Below are 24286 nucleotides of genomic sequence, written 5' to 3' on the forward strand. Positions count from 1 at the left end.
TCAAGTCGCAGAGCAAAAAAAAGGTCGCCCAAGGCGACCTTTTTTGTACCAAATTTTCAAGACGTTGTGCGAAGCAAGCTTTATTCACGGGACAACCAGAGTGCATAATACTCCTCGAACCCCGTAGGGCTATGCCCGCCCCCGCTCCTCGAACCTGTGTTTACAGGTATTCGACGCTATCAATCTCGAAGTCTTTCGCACCACCTGGCGTGGTAATCGTCACTTCATCACCTTCCATCTTACCCACAAGGCCGCGAGCAATCGGTGAGCTTACTGAGATACGACCCGCTTTGATATCCGCCTCGTCGTCACCAACGATCTGGTAAGTCTTCTCTTCGTCAGTATCGATATCGATCAAGGTAACGGTTGAACCAAAGATAACCTTACCGTTGTTGTCCATTTGCGTCACATCAATGATTTGCGCCACAGACAGCTTATATTCGATGTCACGGATCTGCGCTTCACAGATCCCCTGCTCTTCACGTGCAGCGTGGTATTCAGCGTTCTCTTTCAAGTCGCCGAGTTCACGCGCTTCTGCGATTGCTTCAGAAATTTGTGGGCGCAGTTTAAGTAGGCGATCAAGCTCTTGGCGCAGAAGATCCGCACCACGAACAGTCATTGGAACCTTTTCCATTATTTTTACCCCTATGCCAAAGATGTCTTTGGACAAAAAAACACCGCCCAATCAGATGATCAGGAAGTGGATAGAACTTGGATGATGTGTTGAGTGTAAACAAACTCGCGCTGTAAATCATCTAAATTGATCATTCTGCGCGTTGAATCACGACTTGTGCAGTCGCCTTGCCCTTTGACGGCCCTTTGGCGACAGGATTGAGCTTTCTCTCTCAAACGGGACAGCCAAATGATGGAAAAGTTCATCTGTAGCACTTTTTTGCCCGCACTAAAACCAAGATTAAACCTCGAAATATCAGTGACTTGGACAATAAATTTATAATCCCCTTAAAAAAAATATGTCATTAAGTAACTGATTCATAAGAACTAATCAGCAATTTATCAACCGAAGCACAATATTTACGCAGCACAGATCACAATTTCGCAATAAGAAACCTACAAACGTGACACAACCCCCTTGAACTGGTTGAAATTTAATCACAAGATGGTTCGCGCGGGAGGAGGTAACCCTCGCTTCGCAAAAATAACGACAATGATTTATGGACAATAAATTAGGACTAATAAGATGAAAAAAAATGTGATCGCATTAGCAGTGGCAGCTGCTGCAGTGGCTACCGGCGCAAACGCCGCTACCGTGTATGACAACGATGGTACTGAGCTTAAAGTTGGTGGGCGTGCGGAATTCCGAGGTGACTTTATAGGTACTGGTGGTTCAGAAATCGACGGCACTATGGCGAACAAAAGCCGCTTCCGCCTCAACTTAGGTGGCTCTACTGAAATTAGCAATAATCTTTCTGCATTCGGTTTCTACGAGGCCGAACAAGGTGTCTACTCTAGCAATGATAACTCCATCGGTGAAGCTGATGATGATGACGATGGAGACAACCCATTTACTCAACGTTATCTATTTGCTGGCTTAAAGGGTGATTTCGGTGCCGTATCGTTTGGTCGCCAAGATACTGCCGCGGTTATCATCTCACAAATGTCTGATGTCACCACGTTTACTGGTGCGCAAAAAGAGTTTACCAACTTCGGTAACGAGCAAGTCAACAACACCATTCTATATGCAGGCCAGTTTGACGCATTAGAAGTCAAGGCGAGTTTAGTTCTCGGTGAAGCAGACGATGAAGACGGTTACGGCGTTGCTGCAATCTATACTCTGCCAATGGGTCTAGCATTGGGTCTTGGCTACTCGGGTGGCGACAATGGCCCAGATGTATCACCAGAGGCCTTTATCGGTGGTATCAGCTATACCCTTGATGGTCTTTACGTTGCAGCGACTTACACAACAGGTGACGATAGCGCAAGCGAAGCTGAATTCGACGGTATGGAATTCGCCGCAAGCTATAACTTTGGTAACGGCTTCACCCTTCTGGGCGCTTACCAAAAAACTGAAGTTGACGACGTTGACCAAAGTGATTTCTTTGAAGTCACAGGTGATTATGCCTTTACAAGCAACGTTAACGCATACCTTGCTTATCTATACAACAATATTGATAACAAGGCCGCAGATGAAGACACGCTGCGTTTCGGTATGAAGTACACCTTCTAAGCTAGTAAAGCATTCCGGTTAAAGGAGGCTGGGCTGATGCTCAGCCTCTTTATTTTTTTGCACAAACATCACATCGCTTGGCAAAACACGCTAAGATAAACAAGCACTAACCTTACGTCATGGACCGACTCCGATGATACGATCGCTTGCTTATTTTTCTCGCCAAGTTTTGCTCTTGGCTGTTTTGTTTACTTCAACTATCGTTGACGCTCAGGGCATCACTAGCACACTCCCCTACGGCAGTCGCGTCACTACTCAGATCGAATCATTAAGTGTGCCTGACCCAAAGCAAACACTGGGTAACAACCAACAACTATTCCCTCCTGCTAGCACCCTTAAATTGGTCACAGCACTTGCTGCCAAGCTTACTCTGCCCAAAGACTTCAGCTTCGCTACCGAGCTTTATCAGCATCAAGACGATCTGATTGTCCGCTTTAGTGGCGATCCACTACTTAGGCGCGAGCATCTAAACTATTTATTAACTCAAGCCAAAGCGCAGGGCATCACGACTATTGAAGGCGATATCTGGCTCGATAACAGTGTGTTCGATGGCTACGAGCGCGCCGTTGGCTGGCCATGGGACATCCTTGGCGTCTGCTACAGTGCGCCATCAAGTGCTATCTCACTAGATAAAAACTGCATCCAAGCCTCGATCTACACCAATCAAAACGGCTCAACGCGGGTGTTTGTTCCCCAGCACCAGCCAATCATCGCCACCACCCGCGCAACCACAGTGTCAACACAAGTACAGCAAGAAACGCACTGCACGCTAGAGCTCACACCAGATGACAATAACCACTATCACCTTGATGGCTGCCTAGTGGCCAGAGATAAGCCGCTACCCCTGCGCTTTGCGGTGCAAAACACGGCGCAGTATGTCTCGCTGGTGCTTGAACAACTGCTTATCCAACACAACATCGCCTTTAAAGGGCATATCCGCGTCGGTGCTAAGCCCGATTTCCAATATGGTCAGCCGCTTGCGCAGCATACTTCCGTCGAACTCGATCAACTGCTGGCCAAGATGCTCAAAAGCTCCAATAACCTGATTGCGGATAACCTAACCAAAACCCTCGGTCATACCATATATAAAACGGCAGGCACGTTTACTAATGGGACAGAAGCCATCAAACAAGTGGTGTTTGAGCACAGCGGCATTGACCTAAGCCATGCTCGCTTAGCGGATGGTTCTGGTCTCTCGCGCAATAATCTGCTGACAAGTGAAGATATGGCTAAGGTGCTACGCTACATTTGGCAACAGGAAGAAAGCTTGGGCTTAATCGGCTTGATGCCTACTGCAGGTGAGTCTGGGACTTTGCAGTACCGCCGCAGCATGCGCAAGGCGCCAGTGAAGGGTAACATTATTGCTAAAAGTGGCTCGGTATACGGCACTTATAATATGGCGGGGTTTGGTTTGGATCAGCAAGGTAAGCCGCAAACTCTATTTGTTCAGTTTGTTGCTGATTACCACCCAATGAAAAAGCGCGATGGTATAGCTACCATCGCACCAATTACGCTATTTGAGACTGAGTTTTATCAGCAAGTGGTTGAGTTTTCTCAGGCAATGCCCAAGAAGTAGTTCACCACGGTGAAGTAGATCCACATGCCTGAAATATCAACGATGGATGCGAGTACTGGGCTCACCAGTACTGCGGGGTCAAGCTTAAACGCACGCGCCAAAATCGGTAGCAAACCACCCAAGATGGTCGAAATCGTCACCTGAATAAACAGGGCAACCGCAATCGCTAGCGCAATGGTATTGAGATCAAAGCCGCCGGTTGAGCTGCTATCGCTAAACACTAAGATACGGCCTACAATCACCAGCGCAATCACCGCCGCAATGCAGATAGCCACTCGACTCTCTTTCCACAGCACCTCAACCCACTGGCGCTTTTTCAGCTCACCGGTGGCAAGTGCCCTGATCACTAGAGTGGCCGCCTGAGTACCTGTGTTACCACCCGCTGCCGCGATGACCGGCATATAGATAGCCAGTAGCACCAATTGACTCAAGGTGTCTTCATATTGGGCGATAATCAAACCCGACACGATACCCAGCAGCGCCAGCGCCACAATCCAACCAATACGCTGCTTAAAGTGACCAAACACCGAGGTCGATAGATAGGTGTTGGCCGGCTCAACTTCCGAGTGGATCAAACCCAAGTGGTGCGCAAAGTGACGCGCCAGCTTATCGTGACCATCGATATCGAGTTGGTTAATCAAATCTTGTACATGCCCCAGTGAGCAGTAGTGCAAAATCGCCACTGCCTCTTCCATTGGCATCACAGTCAACAGCTCAACCTGCTTATCCTGGTTGTACTGTAAAAATGCATTCCGTGCCGCCCCGATCTCTTCACGAGAATAACGTGGCGCTTGTTCCAAAGTAGTATTGCTCATTACCGTCATGGCGAATCTCCCGATTGGCAACAGGTAACGACCATCAAAGACACACACAGCCACGCAACACTCGCGCTGCGACTGCAGAATATCTCGAATCTAGATAAACAGGAGAAAAATAAGAGAGGAACGTTTCAAGAAGTTGTTAGAGCTGCTCGTTCTTTGAGAAAGTAAGTTCTTTAAGAAAGTGAGCTCTTTAGAAAAGTCGATTCTCTACCGCAAGGTAGAGACAGAGATCGCCAATACCGAAGCGGATTATTCTTCTCCCTTCATACTAGGAGGATGGTCGGTATTGTTCATAGTTATCTCCAAAAGTACTGCAACGATTGCAGCGCGGCGGAGTATAACAACATTTGTGAGACAGATCATGATATTTTTCAAATATCAGGAAGCACAAAGGGGGCGAGGTGCGGGGACGGGCGGAGCCCTACGGGGTTCGAGGAGTCTAGTGATCGTGGCTAAACTAAACTCACATGACTAAGTACAATTCACGCTATCCCCTTTAGTTCTGGGACTAGTGAGGTTCGAGGAGGCAAACACACACGACATACTCCTCGCCTCTCGCAGCGAAGCGACCTCGCATCTCGCCCCTCCCCTTCAGGGGAAAAAAAAGTGGGTCAAAATGTTTCCATCCTGACCCACCCATCAACTATTGCACCCTGAGGGCATTATTGAATTGTGATGCGCGCAAATTTACGTTTGCCGACTTGGAACACAAACGTGCCCGCTTGAGGGGTAAACTTGGCATCAACCACTTTTTCACCATCGATCTTCGCCGCGCCCTGTTTCACCATACGCATCGCTTCCGATGTTGATGAACACAGACCCGCTTCTTTAAGCAGGTTACTTACCGGAAGGCCAGCTTCAAAGCTGAACTCAGCCATTTCATCTGGGATCTGGTTTTTAGCAAAACGGTTAACGAACTCTTGCTCAGCCGCTTCTGCGTCTGCTTCTGAGTGGAAGCGTGCGATGATCTCTTTAGCCAGCAGTACTTTTACGTCGCGTGGGTTTTTACCCGCTTCAACGCCTGCTTTAAACTCAGCAATCTCTTCTAGAGGACGGAATGATAGTAGGTCGTAGTAGCTCCACATCAGATCATCAGAGATCGACATGATCTTACCGAACATCTCGCTTGGCGCTTCGCTAACACCAATGTAGTTGTGCGCCGACTTCGACATTTTCTTCACGCCATCAAGACCAACCAGCAGTGGCATAGTCAGGATAACCTGCGGCTTTTGACCGTGTGCTTTTTGCAGCTCACGACCCATCAGCAGGTTGAACTTCTGGTCAGTACCGCCAAGCTCAACGTCGGTTTCCATTGCCACTGAGTCATAGCCTTGTAGCAGTGGGTACATAAACTCGTGGATAGCGATTGGCTGGCCTGTGGTGTAGCGCTTTTTAAAGTCATCACGCTCTAGCATGCGAGCAACCGTTTGGTTCGCGGCTAGGCGGATCATGCCCTCGGCACCGAGCTCAGATAGCCACTCAGAGTTGAATTGAATCTTAGTCTTGGCAGGATCTAGGATCTTGAATACCTGCTCTTTATACGTCTCAGCGTTACGCAGTACGTCTTCGCGAGTCAGTGGTGGACGCGTGGTATTCTTACCCGTTGGGTCACCCACCATACCGGTGAAGTCACCAATCAAAAACGTCACGTCATGACCTAGCTGTTGGAAAGTACGCAGCTTGTTCAGGATAACCGTGTGACCCAGGTGGATGTCGGGTGCCGTTGGATCAGCGCCCAGTTTGATGCGCAGAGGACGACCCTCTTTTAGTTTCGCAATCAGTTCTTCTTCTGGAATCAGTTCATCAACACCGCGCGTAATCTCAGCCAGTGCAGCTTCAATGCTCGCCATTCTTGTTCGCTCCCACACATATTCGGAAAATTTAATAGTCCGACAGTGTACTTTAATCGCCGCTACAATTGAAACCAGTTAGACTGATCCTAGAGCAAAAAAACAACCAATAAGCGAATCGCGCCGATGATATTGTCAATATTTAAGCGTCTGCCTTGGCTGCACCGAATCCTGATTGGGCTATCACTCGCACTGATGGCCTTTGCGGCGTTTTTTCTGCCCGAGCCGCACACGCTGGCTCATTTTGACAACCACTATAAAGTGGGTCAGCTATATCCAGTTGAAATAAACCTGCGCAGGCTCGCCCCCACTATCACGCTTCCCAGTGATGCCTCCCTCAATTGGCAAAAACACCAAGTCGGCAATGGCGAGAGTGCCGCTATCTTATTTAAGCGTCTCAACCTCTCTTCACGGCTACTCTACCAATTAACCTCCACCAGCTCAGATATCGAGCGCCAACTCTCACGCCTCATGCCGGGCGATACGCTTGAGTTTGGGTTTGATGATGATGGTGACCTGATTGAGTTGCGCCGCCCACGCAGTGCGACAGAGACCTTTGTCGTTACCCGCGCTGCGGATGGATTCGAATCGCAACTGGCCAAAAAGCCAGTCATCACCCAGTACAACTACGCGCAAGCGACCATTCACTCCAACTTCTGGAATGCAGGGATGTCGGCCGGCCTCACGGCCAACCAGATCATGGCGCTCGCGGGCATCTTCAGTTGGGATATCGACTTTGCTCTGGATATTCGCAAGGGGGATCACTTTGAACTGCTCTATCAAGAGCAACTGGTGGAAGGAGAAGTGGTGTCAACCGGCCAAATCATCGCCGCCTCATTTCGCAACCAGGGACAAACCTTTATCGCCATCCTTGATGAGCGCAGCGGCGAGTACTTTGACCAAAATGGCCGGGCGATGAAAAAAGCCTTTTTGCGCGCTCCGCTGGATTTTCGCCGCGTCACCTCCAACTTTAATCCAGTACGTCGCCACCCTGTGACGGGCCGCGTGGTACCACACAACGGCACAGACTACGCTGCGCCCGTCGGCACCCCAATCTGGGCTGCTGGCGATGGGGTAGTAGAAAAGTCTGGCTACAACAAGTTCAACGGCCACTATGTGTTTATCCGCCACACCCGCACCTATATGACTAAGTACCTCCACCTGACCAAGCGCAGTGTCAAAACTGGTCAGCGGGTTAAGCAGGGGCAAACCATCGGCACGCTAGGCGGCACCGGCCGCGTCACTGGACCACACCTGCACTACGAGTTTTTGGTCAATGGCGTGCACAAAAATCCGCGCACGGTTGACTTGCCCCTATCTCCCTCGCTCAAAGGGCAAGCCAAGAGTCAGTTTATCGCTAACGCAACGACCCACCTGACAACACTGAGTCGTTATAGCGATTTAATGGTGGCTAATTAGCTTGCCTTGTTATCTTGGCGTTGCAGCGGCCGCTGGGTAATATCGCGAACGGATGCCTCTCGAGTCGAGTTATCCTGATTGGCACTGTCATCTTTACTTTGACCACGCCCAAGCATCAACAAGCAAGGGGTGAGCACCAGCGTCAATACGGTCGCGAACGCCAACCCACCTGCGACGGCGGTCGCGAGCTGCGACCACCACTGCGTGCTTGGTGCGCCGAATTCTACTTTCTGATTGATCAGATCGACGTTCATCTCCAGCACCATCGGCATTAAGCCTAAGATGGTGGTGACCGTGGTGAGCAATACTGGGCGCAAACGCTGCACACCGGTGCGCAAGATAGCCTCATGCTTGCTTAAACCACGCTTGAGCAGCTGGTTATAGGTATCAATCAAAACGATATTGTTGTTCACCACGATCCCCGCTAGGGCAATCACGCCAATCCCTGACATGATGACACCAAAGGGTTTTTGGAAGATCAGTAGTCCGGCGAACACCCCAACAGTGGAAAACAACACCGCGCTCAAGATCAGCAGCGCTTGATAGAAGCTATTGAACTGAGTGATAAGGATCAGTGCCATTACAGCGAGCGCCACGATAAATGCACTTTGCAGGAAGGCCGAGGAGTTCTCTTGCTCCTCATTTTGACCTCGGATCTTAAACTCTACTTCTGCTGGTAATGGCAGTGCGCTGAGCGCTTGCTCTATCTTTGGTAGCTCGAGCGCTAGGTTATACCCTTCGCGCATATCCGCTTGGATATTGATCACCCGCTCGCCATCAATTCGAGTGATGGTATCTTGCTTGTGGTCGGGGGTGATTTGGGCGAAGTTAGTAATAGGAACTAGGCCCGTTGCCGTTTTCACTCGCAACTCATCGAAGCGGCCGATATCTCGCTTACTCGAAGGGTAGCGCACCAAGATATCCACCTCTTCACTGGCATCATCTGGCAAATACTCACCAATCTTAAGTCCGTTGGTAACAAATTGAACTGTGTTACCCACTAGAGTTGCATCGGCGGCAAAGCGAGCCGCGTCATCGCGCTTGATATCAATTTGCCAATCAATGCCCGGCTTACTCGATGAGTCACTGATATTGGTCAGCGCCGCATTGCCATCGGCCCAAACGCGCACTTGCTTAGCGGCGCCATCGAGCACCGACGGCTCACTGGAGGTCATTTCAATCACCAGATCATGCTCTACCGGTGGCCCGGCATCAGGGAACTTAAACTCAATCTCTACGCCAGAAAAATTGGCAGTCTGCTGCTCAAGCTCGTCGATAATGGTCTTAATTGAACGTCGATACTGCCAATCGACTGGCGTGATCTGAATTTGACCAATCTCGTTATCACCGCCGGTGCGAGTGTAGATACTGTCGAACTCATCGTGATTAAGCACGACCTGCTCAATCTCTAGCATAATGCTGTCTTTCTCATAGATGGACAGGTCCCCATACGAGCGCACCTTGACCGTAAAATGAGGCGGATCGACTTCCGGGAAGAACTCTGCACCTAGCCCTGCCTTGCTGTAAGCAAACCCAACCCCGACAGCCATTAGTATTGCAGCTAATAAGATCTTGAGTGGATAGCGAATCGCGATCGCCAGGGTGTGATAGTAGAGCTTGGTTATCCCGGTCGCTTTAGAGAAATCCCCTTCATGCAGGGCGACCATTTTTATCCGGTTGGCCTCACTGACATGTTGTGGCTTACCGATCAAGCCCCCCAACACGGGTACAAACAGCATCGCCATAACTAGAGAGGCAGACAAGGTGGCAATTAAGGTCAGCGGTAAGTACTTCATAAACTCACCAGTGACATCAGGCCAAAACAATAAGGGGGCAAAGGCAGCCAATGTGGTGGCGGTCGATGCCGTAATTGGCCATGCCATGCGCCTAGCCGCATCGCGATACGCCTGCTTGCGAGGTGTGCCCTCCTGCATACGTCGGTCTGCAAACTCGGTGACCACTATCGCCCCATCCACCAGCATGCCAACCGCCATAATCAGCGCAAACAACACGATAATATTGACCGTCAAACCAAACACCGATAGGACTAATAACCCAGTTAAAAATGAGCCCGGAATTGAGATCCCTACCAATAAAGCCGTGCGCACACCCAAGATGGCGATGATCACGATCACCACCAGAATCACGGCTGATAACACATTGTTCTGCAGATCATTGAGCATCATCTGCACGTCTTTGGATTGATCGCCGGTGTATTTTACCAGTAGGTTACTTGGCCAGTCTTCACGCTGCTGCGCCGCCTCCATAACGGCCTTTACTAGAGCAACGGTATCGATGATGTTCTCGCCAGCACGCTTTTTCACCTCTAGCACCACCGCCGATTTGCCATCCATGCGCGCAAAGGAGTCTGGGTCACGAAAGGCTCGGCGCACCGTGGCCACATCACCAACGGTGATCACCTGGCGCCCATCCACTTTGACTGGAAGCTCAAGCACGTCTTGCAAGGTGGAGAACACTGAGGGAACTTTGACGGAAAAGCGCCCATAACCCGTATCAACAAAGCCCGCTGCCACAACCCTGTTATTCAACGCAACCAGATTAAAGATACTTTGCTGATCAAGGTTATAGCTCTCCATCAACAGCGGATCAACGATGATCTCGACGATGTCCTCACGATCCCCCGCGATATCCACCTCAAGGATCTGACGATAACTCTCCAGACGATCTCGCAGTTGACGCGCAATCTGCACAATCGTGCGCTCTGGAACGGTACCGTAGAGCACCACCGACAGCACCGGCTCTTCTGAGGCCAAAGTCACCTCATTGACGGTGGGTTCATCACTATCGCTAGGTAATTTTGGCTTGGCTTGATCGACTGCATCACGCACATCTGCCATTGCCTTGGCCAAATCAACGCCGACACTAAATTCAAGCATCACTGAGGCGTGCCCCTCCGCGGCGGTCGAGGTCATCTCTTTGACGCCCTCAATCGAGCGCAGCTCCTGCTCTATCGGTCTGACTAACAATCGCTCGGCATCGATTGGCGAGATGCCCTGATGCCCGACGGAAACATAAATGATTGGGATGGTAATATCTGGACTCGACTCTTTAGGAATCGTGATATAGGTGAGCGTGCCCGCAATAAGGATCAGCACCAACAGCGTTAACATGGTGCGCGAGCGCGACAGCGCCGCATCAATGATAGACCACATCGCTGCCCCCCTATTGGCTTGCTTGATTGTTTGCGCGTGTCGCGATCACCTGATCGCCATCACGCACAAAACCCTGCCCTGTAGTGATGATATCCACCTCATCACCGAGCCCTGCTAGCCACACTCCATCTTGCTCGGCTTTGACTAGTTGAATTGGCACAAAGTGAACCTGTTCATCGACTAACGTTTTCACACCAAGGTCGCCGGACTCATCAAGCGCCAACATCGCTGGGGTAATTTTGACCGCCATAATCTCTCTGAGCGCCAGCGTCACCTCAGAGCTAATCCCGGCTGGAATGCGCTGCTCTGGGTTGTCTATTTCGATTTCAATTGGGAAGGTATTGGTCGCAGGGGAAGACACGCGCGAGATATAGCGCACTACGCCTGTTGCGCTGTCGCCTTGGATAAAGCGGATAGCGGCATTTTGTCCTAGTTCGAGGCTTTGTACATGTCGCTCACTGACATCCGCCTCAATCACCACTTTCTCGAGGTCAATCAGGTGGGCAATGGGGTCACCTACCGCGACATAGTCGCCTTGCTCGATATGTAAGGTGTCGATGATGCCGCTGAACGGAGCGATCACTTGGGTATTACGCAGCGCAAGACGCACGGCGCTGACCATCGCCTTGGCTTCCGCTAGCGAGGCCTCTGCTGTGGCAAACGCCACCTCACCCTGTAAGCCGCGATTTTTAAGCGACTGCGCGGCGTTGAACTCCTTGTTGCGCACCTTGAGCATGGCTTGTGCGCGTGCCATCTGGATATCAAGGTCACCCTTATCTATTGTGGCCACCACCTGACCTTTGCTGACTCTATCGCCTTTTTTTATCGCCAGCTGATCAATTTTCCCGGCAAACTCAGCACCAAGGTTGGCGGCTTTATTCGGCGCAGTGCGGCCATAAAGGTCAATACTCTTAAAGGTGTTTTCGGCACGAAAGGTTTGATAGACCACTTTGGCAAGCGGCACTTGTTGGTCGGATTGGCGATTAGGGTCATTGTCTGCTTGCGCAGGTCCCATCATCAGCCACAGACCAAGCGAGACAAGAAGAAAAAGAGAGATTAGCCAAGGACGCTGAGTGATCGCCGAGCCTAGTCTCCCCAAGCCAGCATAGGGGAGGTTTGACATACAAAATCCTTTTTATTTTTTTAACTTACGTGCGAACAGGTACATTTCGTACCAAGTTCCTTGTTCACACTTACGTAAGCTGATGCAGTTGGCTCACACCAACTGCTACATCACATGAGGTCTATATGTAGTGATGTTATACGCTAAATGACGCACCACAACCACAGGTCGTGGTGGCATTTGGGTTATCGACGAAGAAACGCGAGCCTTCAAGCCCTTCGGTGTAATCCACCACACCACCAACTAGGTACTGCAGGCTCATCGGGTCAACCACAAGCGTCACACCACAGTTTTCAATCGTGGTATCGCCCTCGTTCACATCCTCATCAAAGGTAAAGCCGTATTGGAAACCGCTGCAACCGCCACCGGTGATGTACACGCGCAGTTTCAGCGCTGGGTTCTCTTCCTCAGCGATCAGCGTTTTTACTCGTGTTGCTGCCGCTTCAGAAAACGACAATGGAATACTTACTTCGCTCACAAATACTCTCCCATAGAGACAATCTCGTTGTTTTACATAAGCTTAGTATCTAAGCACTTGAGATAACAACGCGATCTTAGGTTTATAGTTTGGCGAGATTATCTAATACCTGAGTGAACCATTCAAGTATTACGCCGCGATGAGCCGAGGAAACCTGTTACTTGAATGTGTGACGGGGTACAATGCTTGCCAGTTGGTCCCGTAAAAATAACAAGAGGATTGTCGAATGACCAAATCAGCACAATTGTATCAAAAAGCTCAGCAAACCATTCCTGGCGGCGTAAATTCACCCGTACGCGCTTTCAATGGCGTTGGGGGCTCACCTATCTTTATTGAGCGCGCCGATGGCCCACTGATTTTTGATGCTGATGACAAAGCCTACATCGACTATGTCGGCTCTTGGGGTCCGATGATCCTTGGCCACAACCACCCAGCGATCCGCGATGCTGTGATTGAAGCGGCGCAACGTGGCCTGAGTTTTGGCGCCCCAACCGCGACCGAGATTGAGATGGCGGAGCTAGTGAGTGAGTTGGTGCCTTCAATGGAGCAGGTGCGCATGGTGAGCTCGGGCACCGAGGCCACCATGAGTGCGATTCGTCTTGCGCGTGGTTTTACTGGTCGCGACAAGATCATCAAGTTCGAGGGCTGCTACCATGGTCACGCCGACAGCCTGCTTGTCAAAGCCGGCTCAGGCGCACTTACCCTTGGCCAGCCAAGCTCACCGGGTGTGCCAGCGGATTTTGCTAAACATACCCTGACCGCAACTTTTAATGACCTTGAGTCTGTGCGCGAGCTATTTAGTGCTAACCCTGGTGAAATCGCCTGTATTATCGTCGAGCCAGTCGCGGGCAATATGAACTGTATTCCACCTATCGCGGGCTTCCACGAGGGCTTGCGTGAAATCTGTGACCAAGAAGGCGCGCTGCTGATTTTTGATGAGGTGATGACAGGCTTCCGCGTGGCACTGGGCGGCGCACAAGCACACTACAACATCAAGCCAGACCTCACTACTCTAGGTAAAGTCATCGGCGGCGGCATGCCAGTCGGCGCCTTTGGTGGCCGTAAAGACGTCATGCAGTACATCGCCCCAACCGGCCCAGTTTACCAAGCAGGTACCCTATCTGGTAACCCAGTCGCGATGGCTGCAGGCCTTGCCTCTCTGTCTCTGCTGCGTAAAGCGGGCAACGAAGAGCGCCTAGCCGAGATCACCAAGCAGCTAGCCGATGGCTTTAAAGCCAGCGCCGACAAGCACGGTATCCCGCTACTGGTAAACCAAGTCGGCGGCATGTTCGGCTTCTTCTTCACCGACCAAACCGAGATCACCTGCTACGAAGACGTCACCAAGTGCGACATCGAACGCTTCAAGCGCTTCTTCCACCTCATGCTAGAAGAGGGCGTCTACCTAGCCCCATCCGCATTCGAAGCCAGCTTCACTTCTCTCGCGCACGGTGAAGAACAAATCCAAAACACGCTCGATGCCGCTGATCGCTGCTTCGCTGCACTCGCGGAATAAACTCACCGCACGCGGTTTTAGGGGGCGAGGAGCGGGTTACACTTCGTTCCGAGGAGCGAGGAGTTCAATACTCGTGAAAGACTCCTCGTACCCCGCAGGGCATAGCCCGTCTCTGCTCTTCCTCGCTCCCCGTAGGGCAAAGCCCGTCCTCGAACCCCGCCCCTAACAATATGCGAGAAATCCGCAGCGCGCGGTAATTTCCTCGCTTCTCGCCTCTGCTCTTACTCGAACCCCGTAGGGCAAAGCCCGTCCTCGAGCCCTACCCCTAACAATATGCGAGAAATCCGCAGCGCGCGGTAATTTCCTCGATTCCCGCCTCTGCTCTTCCTCGAACCCCGTAGGGCAACGCCCGTCCCCGCTCCTCGCCCCTTTGTTTTATGTTGATAACCTACTGTTTTACATCCATTATAAACAAAGCCCTGAAACCCATAGCCGACACGGTAGAGACCCTGGTATGAGTGAAAAAGTTAAGATCACCTCGAGTCATCGAGTTTTAATCGTTGCCCTGATTGCTGCTGCGATTGCCTGTTACTTGTTGATTGCGCCTTATATCAACTCTATTGTGATGGCCTTTATCATCTCGCTCTTGATGTTTCCGATGCACGAGTGGTTTGAGCGCAAGATGCCTAAATCACCTAACCTTGCTGCGCTGCTGTCATGCATTGTGCTGACCTTTATTATCGTGATTCCCCTACTGTTTGTGTTTGGCGCGATTATTCAGCAAGGCTCAAGCTTTTCACAAAATGCCTATCAATGGGTGACTCAGGGGGGGATCGAAGAAATACTGAATCATCCTTGGGTCGGGACAGGGCTCGACTTTGTCAACAGCTACCTGCCTTTTGACGATATCGACCCACAACAAATTGCCCAAAGAGCCGCGCAATCTGCCTCGACGCTCGGCACGGGGCTGGTGAGCATCAGCGCCAAAGTGCTTGGTGATGCGACCAACTTCTTGGTGTCGTTCTTTTTGATGTTGTTTGTATTGTTCTTTTTGCTGCGTGATCACGACAAGATCATCAGCGTAATGCGCCATATCCTGCCCTTCTCACGCAGCCAAGAAGACAAGCTGCTCGATGAGATAGAGCAGGTCTCTAAATCAGCGGTAATGGGCTCATTTCTCACTGCGATTGCGCAGGGTTTTGCTGGCGGTATCGGTATGTGGCTCGCCGGCTTTCCGGGATTATTCTGGGGCACCATGATGGGCTTTGCCTCGTTTATTCCTGTAGTCGGAACGGCACTGATCTGGATACCAGCCACCGCTTATCTGTTCCTAACAGGAGAGGTTGGCTGGGCCGCATTCCTTGCCATCTGGAGTATCGCGATTGTCGGCTCAATTGATAACATCCTGCGCCCACTGCTTATGCAGGGTAGCGCGGGAATGAATACCCTGATGATCTTCTTTTCGCTCCTCGGTGGTATCCATTTGTTTGGCTTGATTGGCCTAATTTACGGCCCACTAATTTTTGCTATCACCATTACCTTGTTTAATATCTACGAAGAGGAGTTCAAAAGCTTCCTCGATTACCAAGATAATAACTAACCCGACTTCAAGCGGGCGCCTGGTTATGAGACAATCGCGCGCCTTTTCACTTTTGATGGATTTTGTATGTCTGCTTATATTGCCCCAAGCCAGGTAGCTGAGCGTCAACTTGAGTATTTTGCTGGTAAACACGTCTTGGTCGCGGGAGAGATTGAAGATCTTTTCCCGGTCGAGCTGCAAAAACACTGTGAGTCAGTCAGCGTGTTCACTACTCACTACGGCTACTATCGACAAATACAAAATTACCCATCGATCAAAAGCCAATTTGCTGCTGAACTCAGCATGGAAACCCCAGCTGATATGGTGCTGCTCTACTGGCCTAAAGCCAAAGCCGAGGCAGAGTTTTTGCTGCGCATGTTAATGGCCAAACTGGGTAAAGACACTGAGATCGTTGTCGTGGGTGAAAACCGCTCTGGAGTGAAAAGCGTTGAGAAAATGTTTACCTCTTATGGGCGAATCACTAAGTATGACTCAGCGCGCCGCTGCTCTTTCTACTGGGGACAATGCACAGAGACACCTGAGCCGTTTGATCTGGCAGATTGGTTTAAGCAGTACTCTGTAGCCTACGCCGACCAAACACTTGAGATCCACAGCCTGCCGGGTGTGTTTAGCCATGGTGAGTTCGATATTGGCAGCCGCTTGCTGCTCGATAACCTGCCTAAACTGCAAGGTCGCGTACTCGACTTTGGCTGCGGCGCAGGCGTGCTTGGCGCTGTGATGGCAAAACTCAACCCAGAAATTAACCTTCAGATGTGTGATATTAGTGCCTTAGCGATTGCATCAAGCCAAGCCACACTGGCAGCCAATAAACTCAAAGGTCATGTATTTGCTTCTGACGTGTTCAGCGACATCGATGCAGGACTGGATTACCTAGTCACCAACCCACCGTTTCACTCAGGTCTCGATACCAGCTACAGCGCCACCGAAACCCTGCTTGCAGAGGCACCCAAATACCTCAAGCCTCATGGCGAGATGTTCGTCGTCGCCAACAGCTTCTTAAAATACATCCCAATTATCGAAACCGCTTTTGGCCACTGCGATACCCCTGCCAAAACCACCAAGTTCGCGATTTATCACGCCCGCCGCGCGTAGCGCGAGGGGGCGAGGAACGAGTACGGGCACAGCCCTTCGAGGCGCGAGGCGTTCAACGCGCGCGTCTTTTTACTCGCTCCCGCCGCGCTAAACGCAAAGGGGCGGGGATCGAGCTCGGGCACAGCCCTCCGAGGTGCGAGGCGTTCAACGCGTGCGTCTTTTTACTCGCTCCCGCCGCGCTTAGCGCGAAGGGGCGAGGATCGAGTACGGGCATAGCCCTTCGAGGGGCGAGGTGTTCAACGCACGCGTCTTGTTACCCGCTCCTCGGAACGAAGTGTAACTCGTACCCCGCACCCTTCATCCCGCACCCTTTAATTTTTGTTTTAGAAAAATTTTGCTGTTCAACACGCTTTCCGTTCGACTTACTTGCTTAAGAAAAAAAACTTGTTAATTTTGTCAAAATAACGGCGTATTTACGTTTATCGGCAGCGGTTAAACCAGCACTTTCCCCAATGCTGATCTTATCCGATGAAACGGCTGCGCACCTCAAGGATGGTCGATTGGTCGCTGACTTTTGATGTCAAACAGCGATAACACTCACAGCACCTCCACCTCAAGCAACTGATAAATAGGCAAATTTATGTTTGAGTTGTATTCTAAGACAAAATTCAAGCGGCTTCAGCACACCTTGATGATCGCTTTTTTGGTGTTAAGTATTACCCCATTAACTGGGATTGCCCTCTTCTTTCTTCACTCACACAGTAGTGACTTGCGTGAGCAGAGCACCTCGCACCTGGTTTCAATTCGAGACGCAAAAAAACAACAAACAATTGATTACATTGAGGCTAGACAGGCAGAAGTACTGGGATTTGTCCGTTCTGAGCTGGCTTACGCCAGTGGTGGGCGCTTTTATGGTTTGGTCAATGCGTTTCAAAGCTTAGGTTTGTCGATTGAACAGGCCAGAGAGCAGGCGCAGAATCGCTATATTCCTGGCTCGGGCGATGAACTTAAGACGCGCATCCTCCCTCAGTCACCGCTGTTTAATGGCTCAGAACGTTACCGGCTGCTGCACAAGCGTTACCACTGGGGGTTTCTAGAGCTGCTAGAACGCTCCGATTTTGACGATATTCTCCTAGTCGATCTCGAGGGTAACGTCACCTACTCCATCTATAAACATGACTATTTTGGGACCAACCTGCAAACGGGGGCCTTTCAGCTCGATAGCTTAGGGAGAACCTTTGCACAACTTACGCAACAGGTCAGCGAGGCTCAGCATGTCAACAAAGATGCCACCCCGATTGTACTGTCTGATTTTAGCCAACAAGACGGCGCCACCTACGCTTGGTTTGGCGCGCCGATTATTCAGCAGGGCTACCTACATAGTTACGCTCTATTCCGCCTGCCTAATCAGGCGCTCTCCGAGCTAATAGCACCACATAACCAAGACGAAAAAGTCACCACCCTCTTGGTCGGCCATGACTATCAAAGCCGGGTTATCACGCTTGAGAGTCGCGATATTGAGCTTAGCCGAGAGGTTATCGAGCACGCACTGCTGGGTGATAAACAGGTCGGCAGCTATCGCAATGCTCTCGAGCAAAAAATCCTTGCTGCTTATGCCCCCATCGAGGTGGCAGGTTTGCACTGGGCCATTGTCACCGAGGTTGCAGAGGGCAAAGCCTTTGCGCGCGTTCATCAGCTGATAAAGGTGTTTGTTGTTACCATGCTGATTGCGCTGGTGTTGGTGATTGTCGCCTCTCACTACCTATCTAACTTTATCACTGCGCCACTGCTCAAATTAACTTGGGCGGCAGAAAAAGCTTCAGCAGGCGATCTTGAACAAGCGATTAATCATCTCGAGCGCAAAGACGAGGTTGGCCGCCTAGCGGTGAGCTTTGAGCGCATGCGTCGCTCTATTCGCGATAAGATCCAGTTGATAAACAACCAAAACCAGGCGCTCGAGGACAACCTTGCCCTGATCCAAAAGCAAAATGACGAGCTGCAGATCGCCAACAAGCTCAAAGACGAGTTTCTTGCCACCACCTCACATGAGCTTCGTACCCCCTTGCACGGCATGGTTGGGATCGCCGAGGCCTTGATCGCTGGAGCCAGCGGACCCATTTCAGCCGAACACCGCTACCAACTGGATATTATTGTCAGCAGTGGTCAGCGCCTGACTAACTTGGTGGATGATCTGCTCGACTACCACAAGATGCGCTATGGCAGTCTGGATATCCACCCAAATGCTGTCAACATCGCCAGTGCCACTCGGCTGGTCCTCGAGCTCTCCCATCACTTGCTGGGTAACAAGCCAATTCGGATCATCAATCAAGTAGAAGAAAACCTCTGGGTCTACGCTGACCCACAACGTATCGAGCAGGTGTTATACAACCTGATTGGCAATGCGATTAAGTACACCAGTGAGGGGAAGATTGTTATCTCCACCAGCCAAATCGACGATCAAATCCGCATTCAGATTGTCGATACAGGCCAAGGCATCCCTACTGAGCAGCTTGAGCATATCTTCGAGCCCTTAATTCAAGCTGGCAAAGGGGCAGCGGGCTACCGTCAGGGAGCAGGGCTTGGGTTATCCATTAGCCGTCAACTGGTAGAGTTGATGCATGGGGCGCTGTATGTCAGCAGCCAACCTATGCTGGGTACGACCATGAGTTTTACCCTTCCAGCGGCAAGCAAAACCCAGATAGAGCAATCCAGTACCGCCGCCGTTCAACCTCACTTTGAGGTTCCGATGCCGATCGAGCTTGGCGAGGAGACGCTTGGGCAATTGCCGGTGAATCCAAACGGCGCCAAGATCCTGATTGCCGATGATGAGCCGGTTAATGTGCGAGTATTAGAGAGTTTTCTTCGCCTTGAAGGCTATCAAGTCACGACGGCCTATGATGGTCAGCAGGCGCTTGAGCAGATCAAGCGTCAGCAGCCCGATCTTGTCTTGCTCGATGTGATGATGCCCGAAATGAATGGCTATCAAGTCTGCCGCCACTTGCGTGAGCGATTCGATCACGCCGAGCTACCAATCATTATGCTTACCGCCCTCAATCAAGCCGAAGACAAGATCAAAGGGTTTTCATCTGGTGCCAATGACTTCCTGTCTAAGCCGTTTAATAAGCCTGAGTTAGCCGCTCGGATCCGCGCTCACCTGCAGGCCAGCAACGCTGAACTGCGCCGCGAGGAAAATCATCAGTTGCAACAAGAGCTAAAGCAGCGCCTCGAAGCGGAAGCTAACCTGCTCGATACCCAGCAGCGACTGCTTGAACAACTGGATTGTGCGCCTGAGGCAATTGTCTGTGTGCACGATGACCTAAAGATAAAGTATGCCAACCTTGCCGCGGCGCGCTTGCTAAGGCGCCCTCAGGAGCAACTGCTACGCTCGTTCATCAGTGAATTTGTCGACTGCGAATACCTTGAGCCCGAGCAGCCACGCTTCTGTGGTCAGGTAAAGGTTCGGGTCGGTGAGGCCCAGCAAACCATCGCCAGCGAGATACTCACCCTCGCCCCTGGCAGTGGACTTCGTCGGATGTATATCTTTGATTTGGGTGCCACCCTTGGCACCAGTCGAGTACAAAACCTAGAATCCGCCCTAGAGGCACTGTCGAGCTATGCCTTTGAGGGCGATCGAGACAAGCTTGCGCAGCTGCAGCACCTTGGCAGTGAGTTTGATGAGTTGTCACAAAAAGCCAAGACCTGCGCCAAGTCGCAGCAAGAGGCGATGCGTGAAACCTTGGTAGAGGCGATGAATTGCGGTTTGCAGTACTGGGAGGAGACGACGGGCAGGAGCAAGTTTAGCTTTGCCGAAGAGAGTGGCTTGTGGCGCGTCTATCTCGACCGCAGCACTCTGCAAACGCGCACGTTGGACAAGTATCTGCGTGTGGAAACACTGCCTAAGTCGCCACGCTGGCGTACGGTACTGAGCTCACTGGAGTTTATTCTTGCCCATGAAGGCGCGGGGGAAACGCCGGAGAGGCTGCATATTCAGGGTTTGCGGGACAAGCTGAAAAACTTAATCACTACATAAACAAAGGGGGCGAGGAGCGGGTTTCACTTCGTTCCGGGGAGCGAGGGGTTCACCACGTGTGTTTATATTCTCGCTTCACGCCTCTCAATTCTCGCCTCTCATCTTAAGCCGCTTGTGTCTTATCCAACACCACTTAATTTATCCAATCAAATAACCATCTTCTCATCATTAAAAAATAGGCTATTCAACCCTATTTCTCAGTCTAAACAATCCATGAATGACCATTAACTTGGTGATTTGAGAGTCGAATCACAACAAAGTAACGAGATAAATTTCACGGCAGAAAGTATCTATTAAAATGTCTGGTGAACTGGATCACCATGAAACACCAAGCCCTAAACCAACCAGAACAAACAGAGCATTTGTAGATAGTGAATACTTACTTATGAATTCGATTCAGTATAAAAACATGACTCAAGTCACTGCCTTTCTAGCGAGCCAATTTCGCTCTATTGGCGCGGTTTTGACGTTTTTGACGGATCGTTTAGTCGTTTTTACGTTTTTGACGGGAAATCACATTGCTAATCCGGTTAAATCGGTGTTTTCTTAACCCTAACTGAGGTCTACAGGCCACTCGAGGCGCTGCTTTTTAGCGGTTATTTAGAGGCAGCAAGCCACGAGGTAGAGCTTAGAATGCGCAGTAAATTGGCTGCGTTTTATTCCACGTTTAATTCCATATAGTGAAACAGAAGCGAATAGTAAGGAACAGCTATGCTTATAAAAAGAACAGCTCTGGCAACCGCGATTATCGCGACCGCAACCACTGGATTTTCAGCCTTCGCCGCAGCGACAGATCGCAGCGAGTTGACGGTGCACCCCAAAGAGTACAACACCTTTGTGCGCAACTTTAACCCTTACCTAGGGGCGACCAACCTGCACACCACTACCGACTTTATGTATGAACCACTAGTGGTGTTTAACGAGATGCACGGCAACAAGCCGGTCTTTCGCCTGGCAGAGAACTTCACCATGTCGGATGACCTGATGTCCGTCACCTTTGATATTCGCCAAGGGGTCAAATGGTCGGATGGTCAAGCCTTCACGGCTGACGATGTGGTATTCTCATTCAACTTGGTCAAAGACAAACCAGAGCTCGATCAGAGCGGAATTAACGCGTGGGTTACTGGTGTCCAAAAGCTTAATGAGCACCAAGTGCGCTTTAGCCTAACCGAGGCGAACTCCAATGTTCCTTACGAAATTGCCAAGGTGCCCGTTGTCCCAGCCCACGTGTGGAGCAAGATTGACGACCCAGCTACCTTCACCAATGAGGACCCAGTTGGCTCAGGTCCCTTTACCGTGGTCGATACCTTTACCCCACAGCTGTATATTCAGTGTCGTAATCCAAACTACTGGGACAATGACAACCTAGAAGTTGACTGCTTGCGCGTGCCGCAGATCGCCAACAACGACCAGTTCCTGGGTAAGATCATCAATAGCGAAATGGACTGGAGCTCCTCGTTTGTCCCTGATATTGACCGTACCTACGCAGCAGCGAGCCCAAATCATCAATATTGGTACCCACCAGCAGGCACGCAGGCGTTCGTGGTCAACTTTAAAAATCCAGATGAAGCCAAACGCGAAGCGCTGACCAATGTCGACTTCCGCCGCGCCTTCTCGATGGCACTTGACCGTCAAACCATTATTGATATCGCCTTCTACGGCGGTGGCACGGTCAACGACTTTGCCTCGGGTCTAGGCTATGCGTTTGAGACCTGGTCAGATGAAGCGACGCACAAGAAATATCAGAAATTCAATAACTACGATGAAGACGGTGCCAAGGCCCTTCTTAAGCAAGCTGGCTTTAAAGATACCAATAATGATGGCTATGTAGAGACTCCATCGGGCAAACGCTTTGAGCTACTGATCCAATCACCAAACGGCTGGACCGACTTTAACAACACAGTCCAACTGGCGGTGGAGCAGTTACAAGAGGTCGGTATCCGCGCCAGAGCGCGTACGCCAGACTTCTCGGTCTACAACCAATCGATGCTCGAAGGCACCTACGATGTTGCCTACACCAACTACTTCCACGGCGCTGACCCATACACTTACTGGAACAGTGCTTACAACTCGGCGCTGCAATCGGGCGATGGGATGCCGCGCTTCGCGATGCACTTCTATCAAAATGCCCAACTTGATGGCTTGCTCGACAGTTTCTACAAGACGGCTGATAAGGGTGAGCAGTTAGAGATTGCCCATGGCATTCAAAAGCTTATCGCCCAAGATCAGGTCACCATCCCTGTGCTCTCTGGCGCCTACATGTACCAATACAACACCACGCGCTTTACCGGCTGGTGGAATGAAGAAAATCCTAAGGGCCGTCCGAATATCTGGGCCGGTATCCCTGAGCGTCTTCTGCATGTGCTGGACCTAAAACCAGTTAAGTAACCCTGTATTGCGGCGTCCCTTGGGCGCCGCCTTTCAACCCTCTCCTGTGTATTTTCAGTGGCGCTTTGCGTCAGGGGTTTGCTCGCGCCCAATTTCGCTCGCGACAAGCAAAACCCAAGGAGGCCTGACTCCAGAAACAGGCGATATTTGGTTAAGTAAGGTGTGAGTTATGGGCTATTTTTTACGACGATTAACCTTCTATTTGATTGCGCTCTTGGTAGCCGCAACATTGAACTTTATTATTCCACGAGCAATGCCGGGCGATCCCGTCACCATGATGTTTGCTCATACCACAGTGCAGGTCACTCCAGAGCGGATTGCCGCAATGAAAGAGCTACTTGGCTTTGTCGATGGAGGGCTGCTAGTTCAGTACTTCACTTATATGAAGAACATCCTCAGCTGGGAGCTGGGTACCTCGATTCAGTTCTACCCCCTATCAGTGAATAAACTGCTGAGCAGCGCCTTCGGCTGGTCACTGTTTTTGGCCGGCAGTGCGGTGGTACTGTCTTTCTCGATTGGCTCAATCCTTGGCATCTTTGCCGCTTGGAAGCGCGGTAGTAAATACGACGCTTTCGTCACCCCAGGGATGCTGATCCTGCAAGCCGTTCCTCAGGTGGTCATCGCCATGCTGGCCCTATTTACCTTCGCCATTGGCCTCAAATGGTTTCCAACTGGCTACGCCTACACCGCCGGCAACGTGCCCGACTGGACCAGTTGGGCGTTTATCAAGGATGTCGCTTACCACGCGGTGCTGCCTCTGTTCTGTGCCTCAGTGGTTCAGATTGGCGGCTTTCTCGTCAACATGCGCAACAACATGATCAACCTGTTGGCCGAAGACTACATCACCATGGCCAAAGGCAAGGGGCTGAGTGAGAACCGCGTCGTGTTCAACTACGCCGCGCGCAATGCCCTGCTACCCAGCGTGACCGCGCTATCAATGTCCCTTGGCATGGCGATTGGGGGCCAACTGATCATCGAGATCATCTTCAACTACCCAGGCCTTGGCTCGGTACTGTTTAACGCGATCAACGCGCGTGATTACCAAGTGCTGCAAGGACAACTGCTGATCATGACCCTGTTTATGCTGTTCTTTAACCTCGTCGCCGACATGCTTTACGTCGTGCTCGACCCTCGCCTACGCAAGGGAGGTAAATAATC

At 51.0% G+C, this 24286-nt stretch carries 16 protein-coding genes; 10 read left to right on the forward strand and 6 right to left on the reverse strand.

The window, feature by feature from the left end; translation table 11 throughout:
- Nucleotides 1-160: 160 nt before the first annotated feature.
- Nucleotides 161-634: a transcription elongation factor GreA gene (gene greA / locus ACSTTG_RS03765; RefSeq protein ID WP_438459106.1), complete on the reverse strand. Its 474-nt coding sequence runs from the start codon at nt 632-634 to the stop codon at nt 161-163.
- Between the two features lie 564 nt (nt 635-1198).
- Between greA and ACSTTG_RS03770 the strand changes: the two genes are divergently transcribed.
- Nucleotides 1199-2185 (forward strand): porin, encoded by a 987-nt coding sequence (locus ACSTTG_RS03770; RefSeq protein ID WP_438459107.1) that lies wholly within the window; start codon nt 1199-1201, stop codon nt 2183-2185.
- Nucleotides 2186-2318: 133 nt separating this feature from the next.
- Nucleotides 2319-3761: a serine-type D-Ala-D-Ala carboxypeptidase gene (gene dacB, locus ACSTTG_RS03775; RefSeq protein ID WP_438473820.1), complete on the forward strand. Its 1443-nt coding sequence runs from the start codon at nt 2319-2321 to the stop codon at nt 3759-3761.
- Here the strand turns inward: dacB and ACSTTG_RS03780 are convergent.
- Nucleotides 3740-4585, reverse strand: a complete 846-nt coding sequence (locus tag ACSTTG_RS03780) for a magnesium transporter (RefSeq protein WP_438459109.1) — start codon at nt 4583-4585, stop codon at nt 3740-3742. The two genes, dacB and ACSTTG_RS03780, sit on opposite strands and share 22 nt — an antisense overlap.
- A 659-nt stretch (nt 4586-5244) precedes the next feature.
- Complete coding sequence (gene tyrS / locus ACSTTG_RS03785; protein ID WP_438473821.1) at nt 5245-6432, reverse strand: tyrosine--tRNA ligase; 1188 nt, start codon at nt 6430-6432, stop codon at nt 5245-5247.
- A gap of 129 nt (nt 6433-6561) precedes the next feature.
- On the opposite strand from tyrS, the gene shyC reads away from it, so the two are divergent.
- Entirely contained in the window at nt 6562-7851 is a 1290-nt protein-coding gene (gene shyC / locus ACSTTG_RS03790) for a peptidoglycan DD-endopeptidase ShyC (RefSeq protein ID WP_438473911.1), read from the forward strand.
- Here the strand turns inward: shyC and ACSTTG_RS03795 are convergent.
- From ACSTTG_RS03795 to erpA, 3 genes are all read right to left on the reverse strand, one after another.
- A complete protein-coding gene (locus ACSTTG_RS03795) occupies nt 7848-11024 on the reverse strand; it encodes an efflux RND transporter permease subunit (protein WP_438473822.1) in 3177 nt (1058 codons plus the stop codon). The genes shyC and ACSTTG_RS03795 overlap by 4 nt on opposite strands.
- Nucleotides 11025-11034: 10 nt before the next feature.
- Entirely contained in the window at nt 11035-12147 is a 1113-nt protein-coding gene (locus ACSTTG_RS03800) for an efflux RND transporter periplasmic adaptor subunit (RefSeq protein ID WP_438473823.1), read from the reverse strand.
- 136 nt (nt 12148-12283) lie between these two features.
- Complete coding sequence (erpA, locus tag ACSTTG_RS03805) at nt 12284-12625, reverse strand: iron-sulfur cluster insertion protein ErpA (RefSeq protein WP_438473824.1); 342 nt, start codon at nt 12623-12625, stop codon at nt 12284-12286.
- Between the two features lie 226 nt (nt 12626-12851).
- Here erpA and hemL point away from each other — a divergent pair, with 226 nt between their 5' ends.
- From hemL to ACSTTG_RS03840, 7 genes are all read left to right on the forward strand, one after another.
- Nucleotides 12852-14138 (forward strand): glutamate-1-semialdehyde 2,1-aminomutase, encoded by a 1287-nt coding sequence (gene hemL / locus ACSTTG_RS03810; RefSeq protein WP_438473825.1) that lies wholly within the window; start codon nt 12852-12854, stop codon nt 14136-14138.
- A gap of 454 nt (nt 14139-14592) precedes the next feature.
- Nucleotides 14593-15678 (forward strand): AI-2E family transporter, encoded by a 1086-nt coding sequence (locus ACSTTG_RS03815; RefSeq protein ID WP_438459115.1) that lies wholly within the window; start codon nt 14593-14595, stop codon nt 15676-15678.
- A 66-nt stretch (nt 15679-15744) separates the two neighbouring features.
- Nucleotides 15745-16770: a 16S rRNA (guanine(1207)-N(2))-methyltransferase RsmC gene (rsmC, locus tag ACSTTG_RS03820; RefSeq protein ID WP_438473826.1), complete on the forward strand. Its 1026-nt coding sequence runs from the start codon at nt 15745-15747 to the stop codon at nt 16768-16770.
- 580 nt (nt 16771-17350) lie between these two features.
- Nucleotides 17351-20740: a response regulator gene (locus ACSTTG_RS03825; protein ID WP_438473827.1), complete on the forward strand. Its 3390-nt coding sequence runs from the start codon at nt 17351-17353 to the stop codon at nt 20738-20740.
- Between the two features lie 298 nt (nt 20741-21038).
- Entirely contained in the window at nt 21039-21290 is a 252-nt protein-coding gene (locus ACSTTG_RS03830) for a hypothetical protein (protein WP_438473828.1), read from the forward strand.
- A 161-nt stretch (nt 21291-21451) separates the two neighbouring features.
- Nucleotides 21452-23128 carry an ABC transporter substrate-binding protein gene (locus tag ACSTTG_RS03835; RefSeq protein WP_438459118.1) on the forward strand — a complete coding sequence of 559 codons (1677 nt, stop codon included), beginning with the start codon at nt 21452-21454 and terminating at the stop codon, nt 23126-23128.
- Between the two features lie 169 nt (nt 23129-23297).
- Entirely contained in the window at nt 23298-24284 is a 987-nt protein-coding gene (locus ACSTTG_RS03840; RefSeq protein WP_438459119.1) for an ABC transporter permease, read from the forward strand.
- Nucleotides 24285-24286: the final 2 nt, after the last annotated feature.

The organism is Vibrio glycogenivorans (assembly GCF_051660965.1).
GTDB lineage: Bacteria > Pseudomonadota > Gammaproteobacteria > Enterobacterales > Vibrionaceae > Vibrio.

What these genes read in the sequence shown, in the direction of transcription:
- greA (WP_438459106.1), bottom strand. Translation starts at nt 634, where the DNA reads ATGGAAAAGGTTCCAATGACTGTTCGTGGTGCGGATCTTCTGCGCCAA.
- ACSTTG_RS03770 (WP_438459107.1), top strand. Translation starts at nt 1,199, where the DNA reads ATGAAAAAAAATGTGATCGCATTAGCAGTGGCAGCTGCTGCAGTGGCT.
- dacB (WP_438473820.1), top strand. Translation starts at nt 2,319, where the DNA reads ATGATACGATCGCTTGCTTATTTTTCTCGCCAAGTTTTGCTCTTGGCT.
- ACSTTG_RS03780 (WP_438459109.1), bottom strand. Translation starts at nt 4,585, where the DNA reads ATGACGGTAATGAGCAATACTACTTTGGAACAAGCGCCACGTTATTCT.
- tyrS (WP_438473821.1), bottom strand. Translation starts at nt 6,432, where the DNA reads ATGGCGAGCATTGAAGCTGCACTGGCTGAGATTACGCGCGGTGTTGAT.
- ACSTTG_RS03795 (WP_438473822.1), bottom strand. Translation starts at nt 11,024, where the DNA reads ATGTGGTCTATCATTGATGCGGCGCTGTCGCGCTCGCGCACCATGTTA.
- ACSTTG_RS03800 (WP_438473823.1), bottom strand. Translation starts at nt 12,147, where the DNA reads ATGTCAAACCTCCCCTATGCTGGCTTGGGGAGACTAGGCTCGGCGATC.
- hemL (WP_438473825.1), top strand. Translation starts at nt 12,852, where the DNA reads ATGACCAAATCAGCACAATTGTATCAAAAAGCTCAGCAAACCATTCCT.
- ACSTTG_RS03815 (WP_438459115.1), top strand. Translation starts at nt 14,593, where the DNA reads ATGAGTGAAAAAGTTAAGATCACCTCGAGTCATCGAGTTTTAATCGTT.
- rsmC (WP_438473826.1), top strand. Translation starts at nt 15,745, where the DNA reads ATGTCTGCTTATATTGCCCCAAGCCAGGTAGCTGAGCGTCAACTTGAG.
- ACSTTG_RS03825 (WP_438473827.1), top strand. Translation starts at nt 17,351, where the DNA reads ATGTTTGAGTTGTATTCTAAGACAAAATTCAAGCGGCTTCAGCACACC.
- ACSTTG_RS03830 (WP_438473828.1), top strand. Translation starts at nt 21,039, where the DNA reads ATGTCTGGTGAACTGGATCACCATGAAACACCAAGCCCTAAACCAACC.
- ACSTTG_RS03835 (WP_438459118.1), top strand. Translation starts at nt 21,452, where the DNA reads ATGCTTATAAAAAGAACAGCTCTGGCAACCGCGATTATCGCGACCGCA.
- ACSTTG_RS03840 (WP_438459119.1), top strand. Translation starts at nt 23,298, where the DNA reads ATGGGCTATTTTTTACGACGATTAACCTTCTATTTGATTGCGCTCTTG.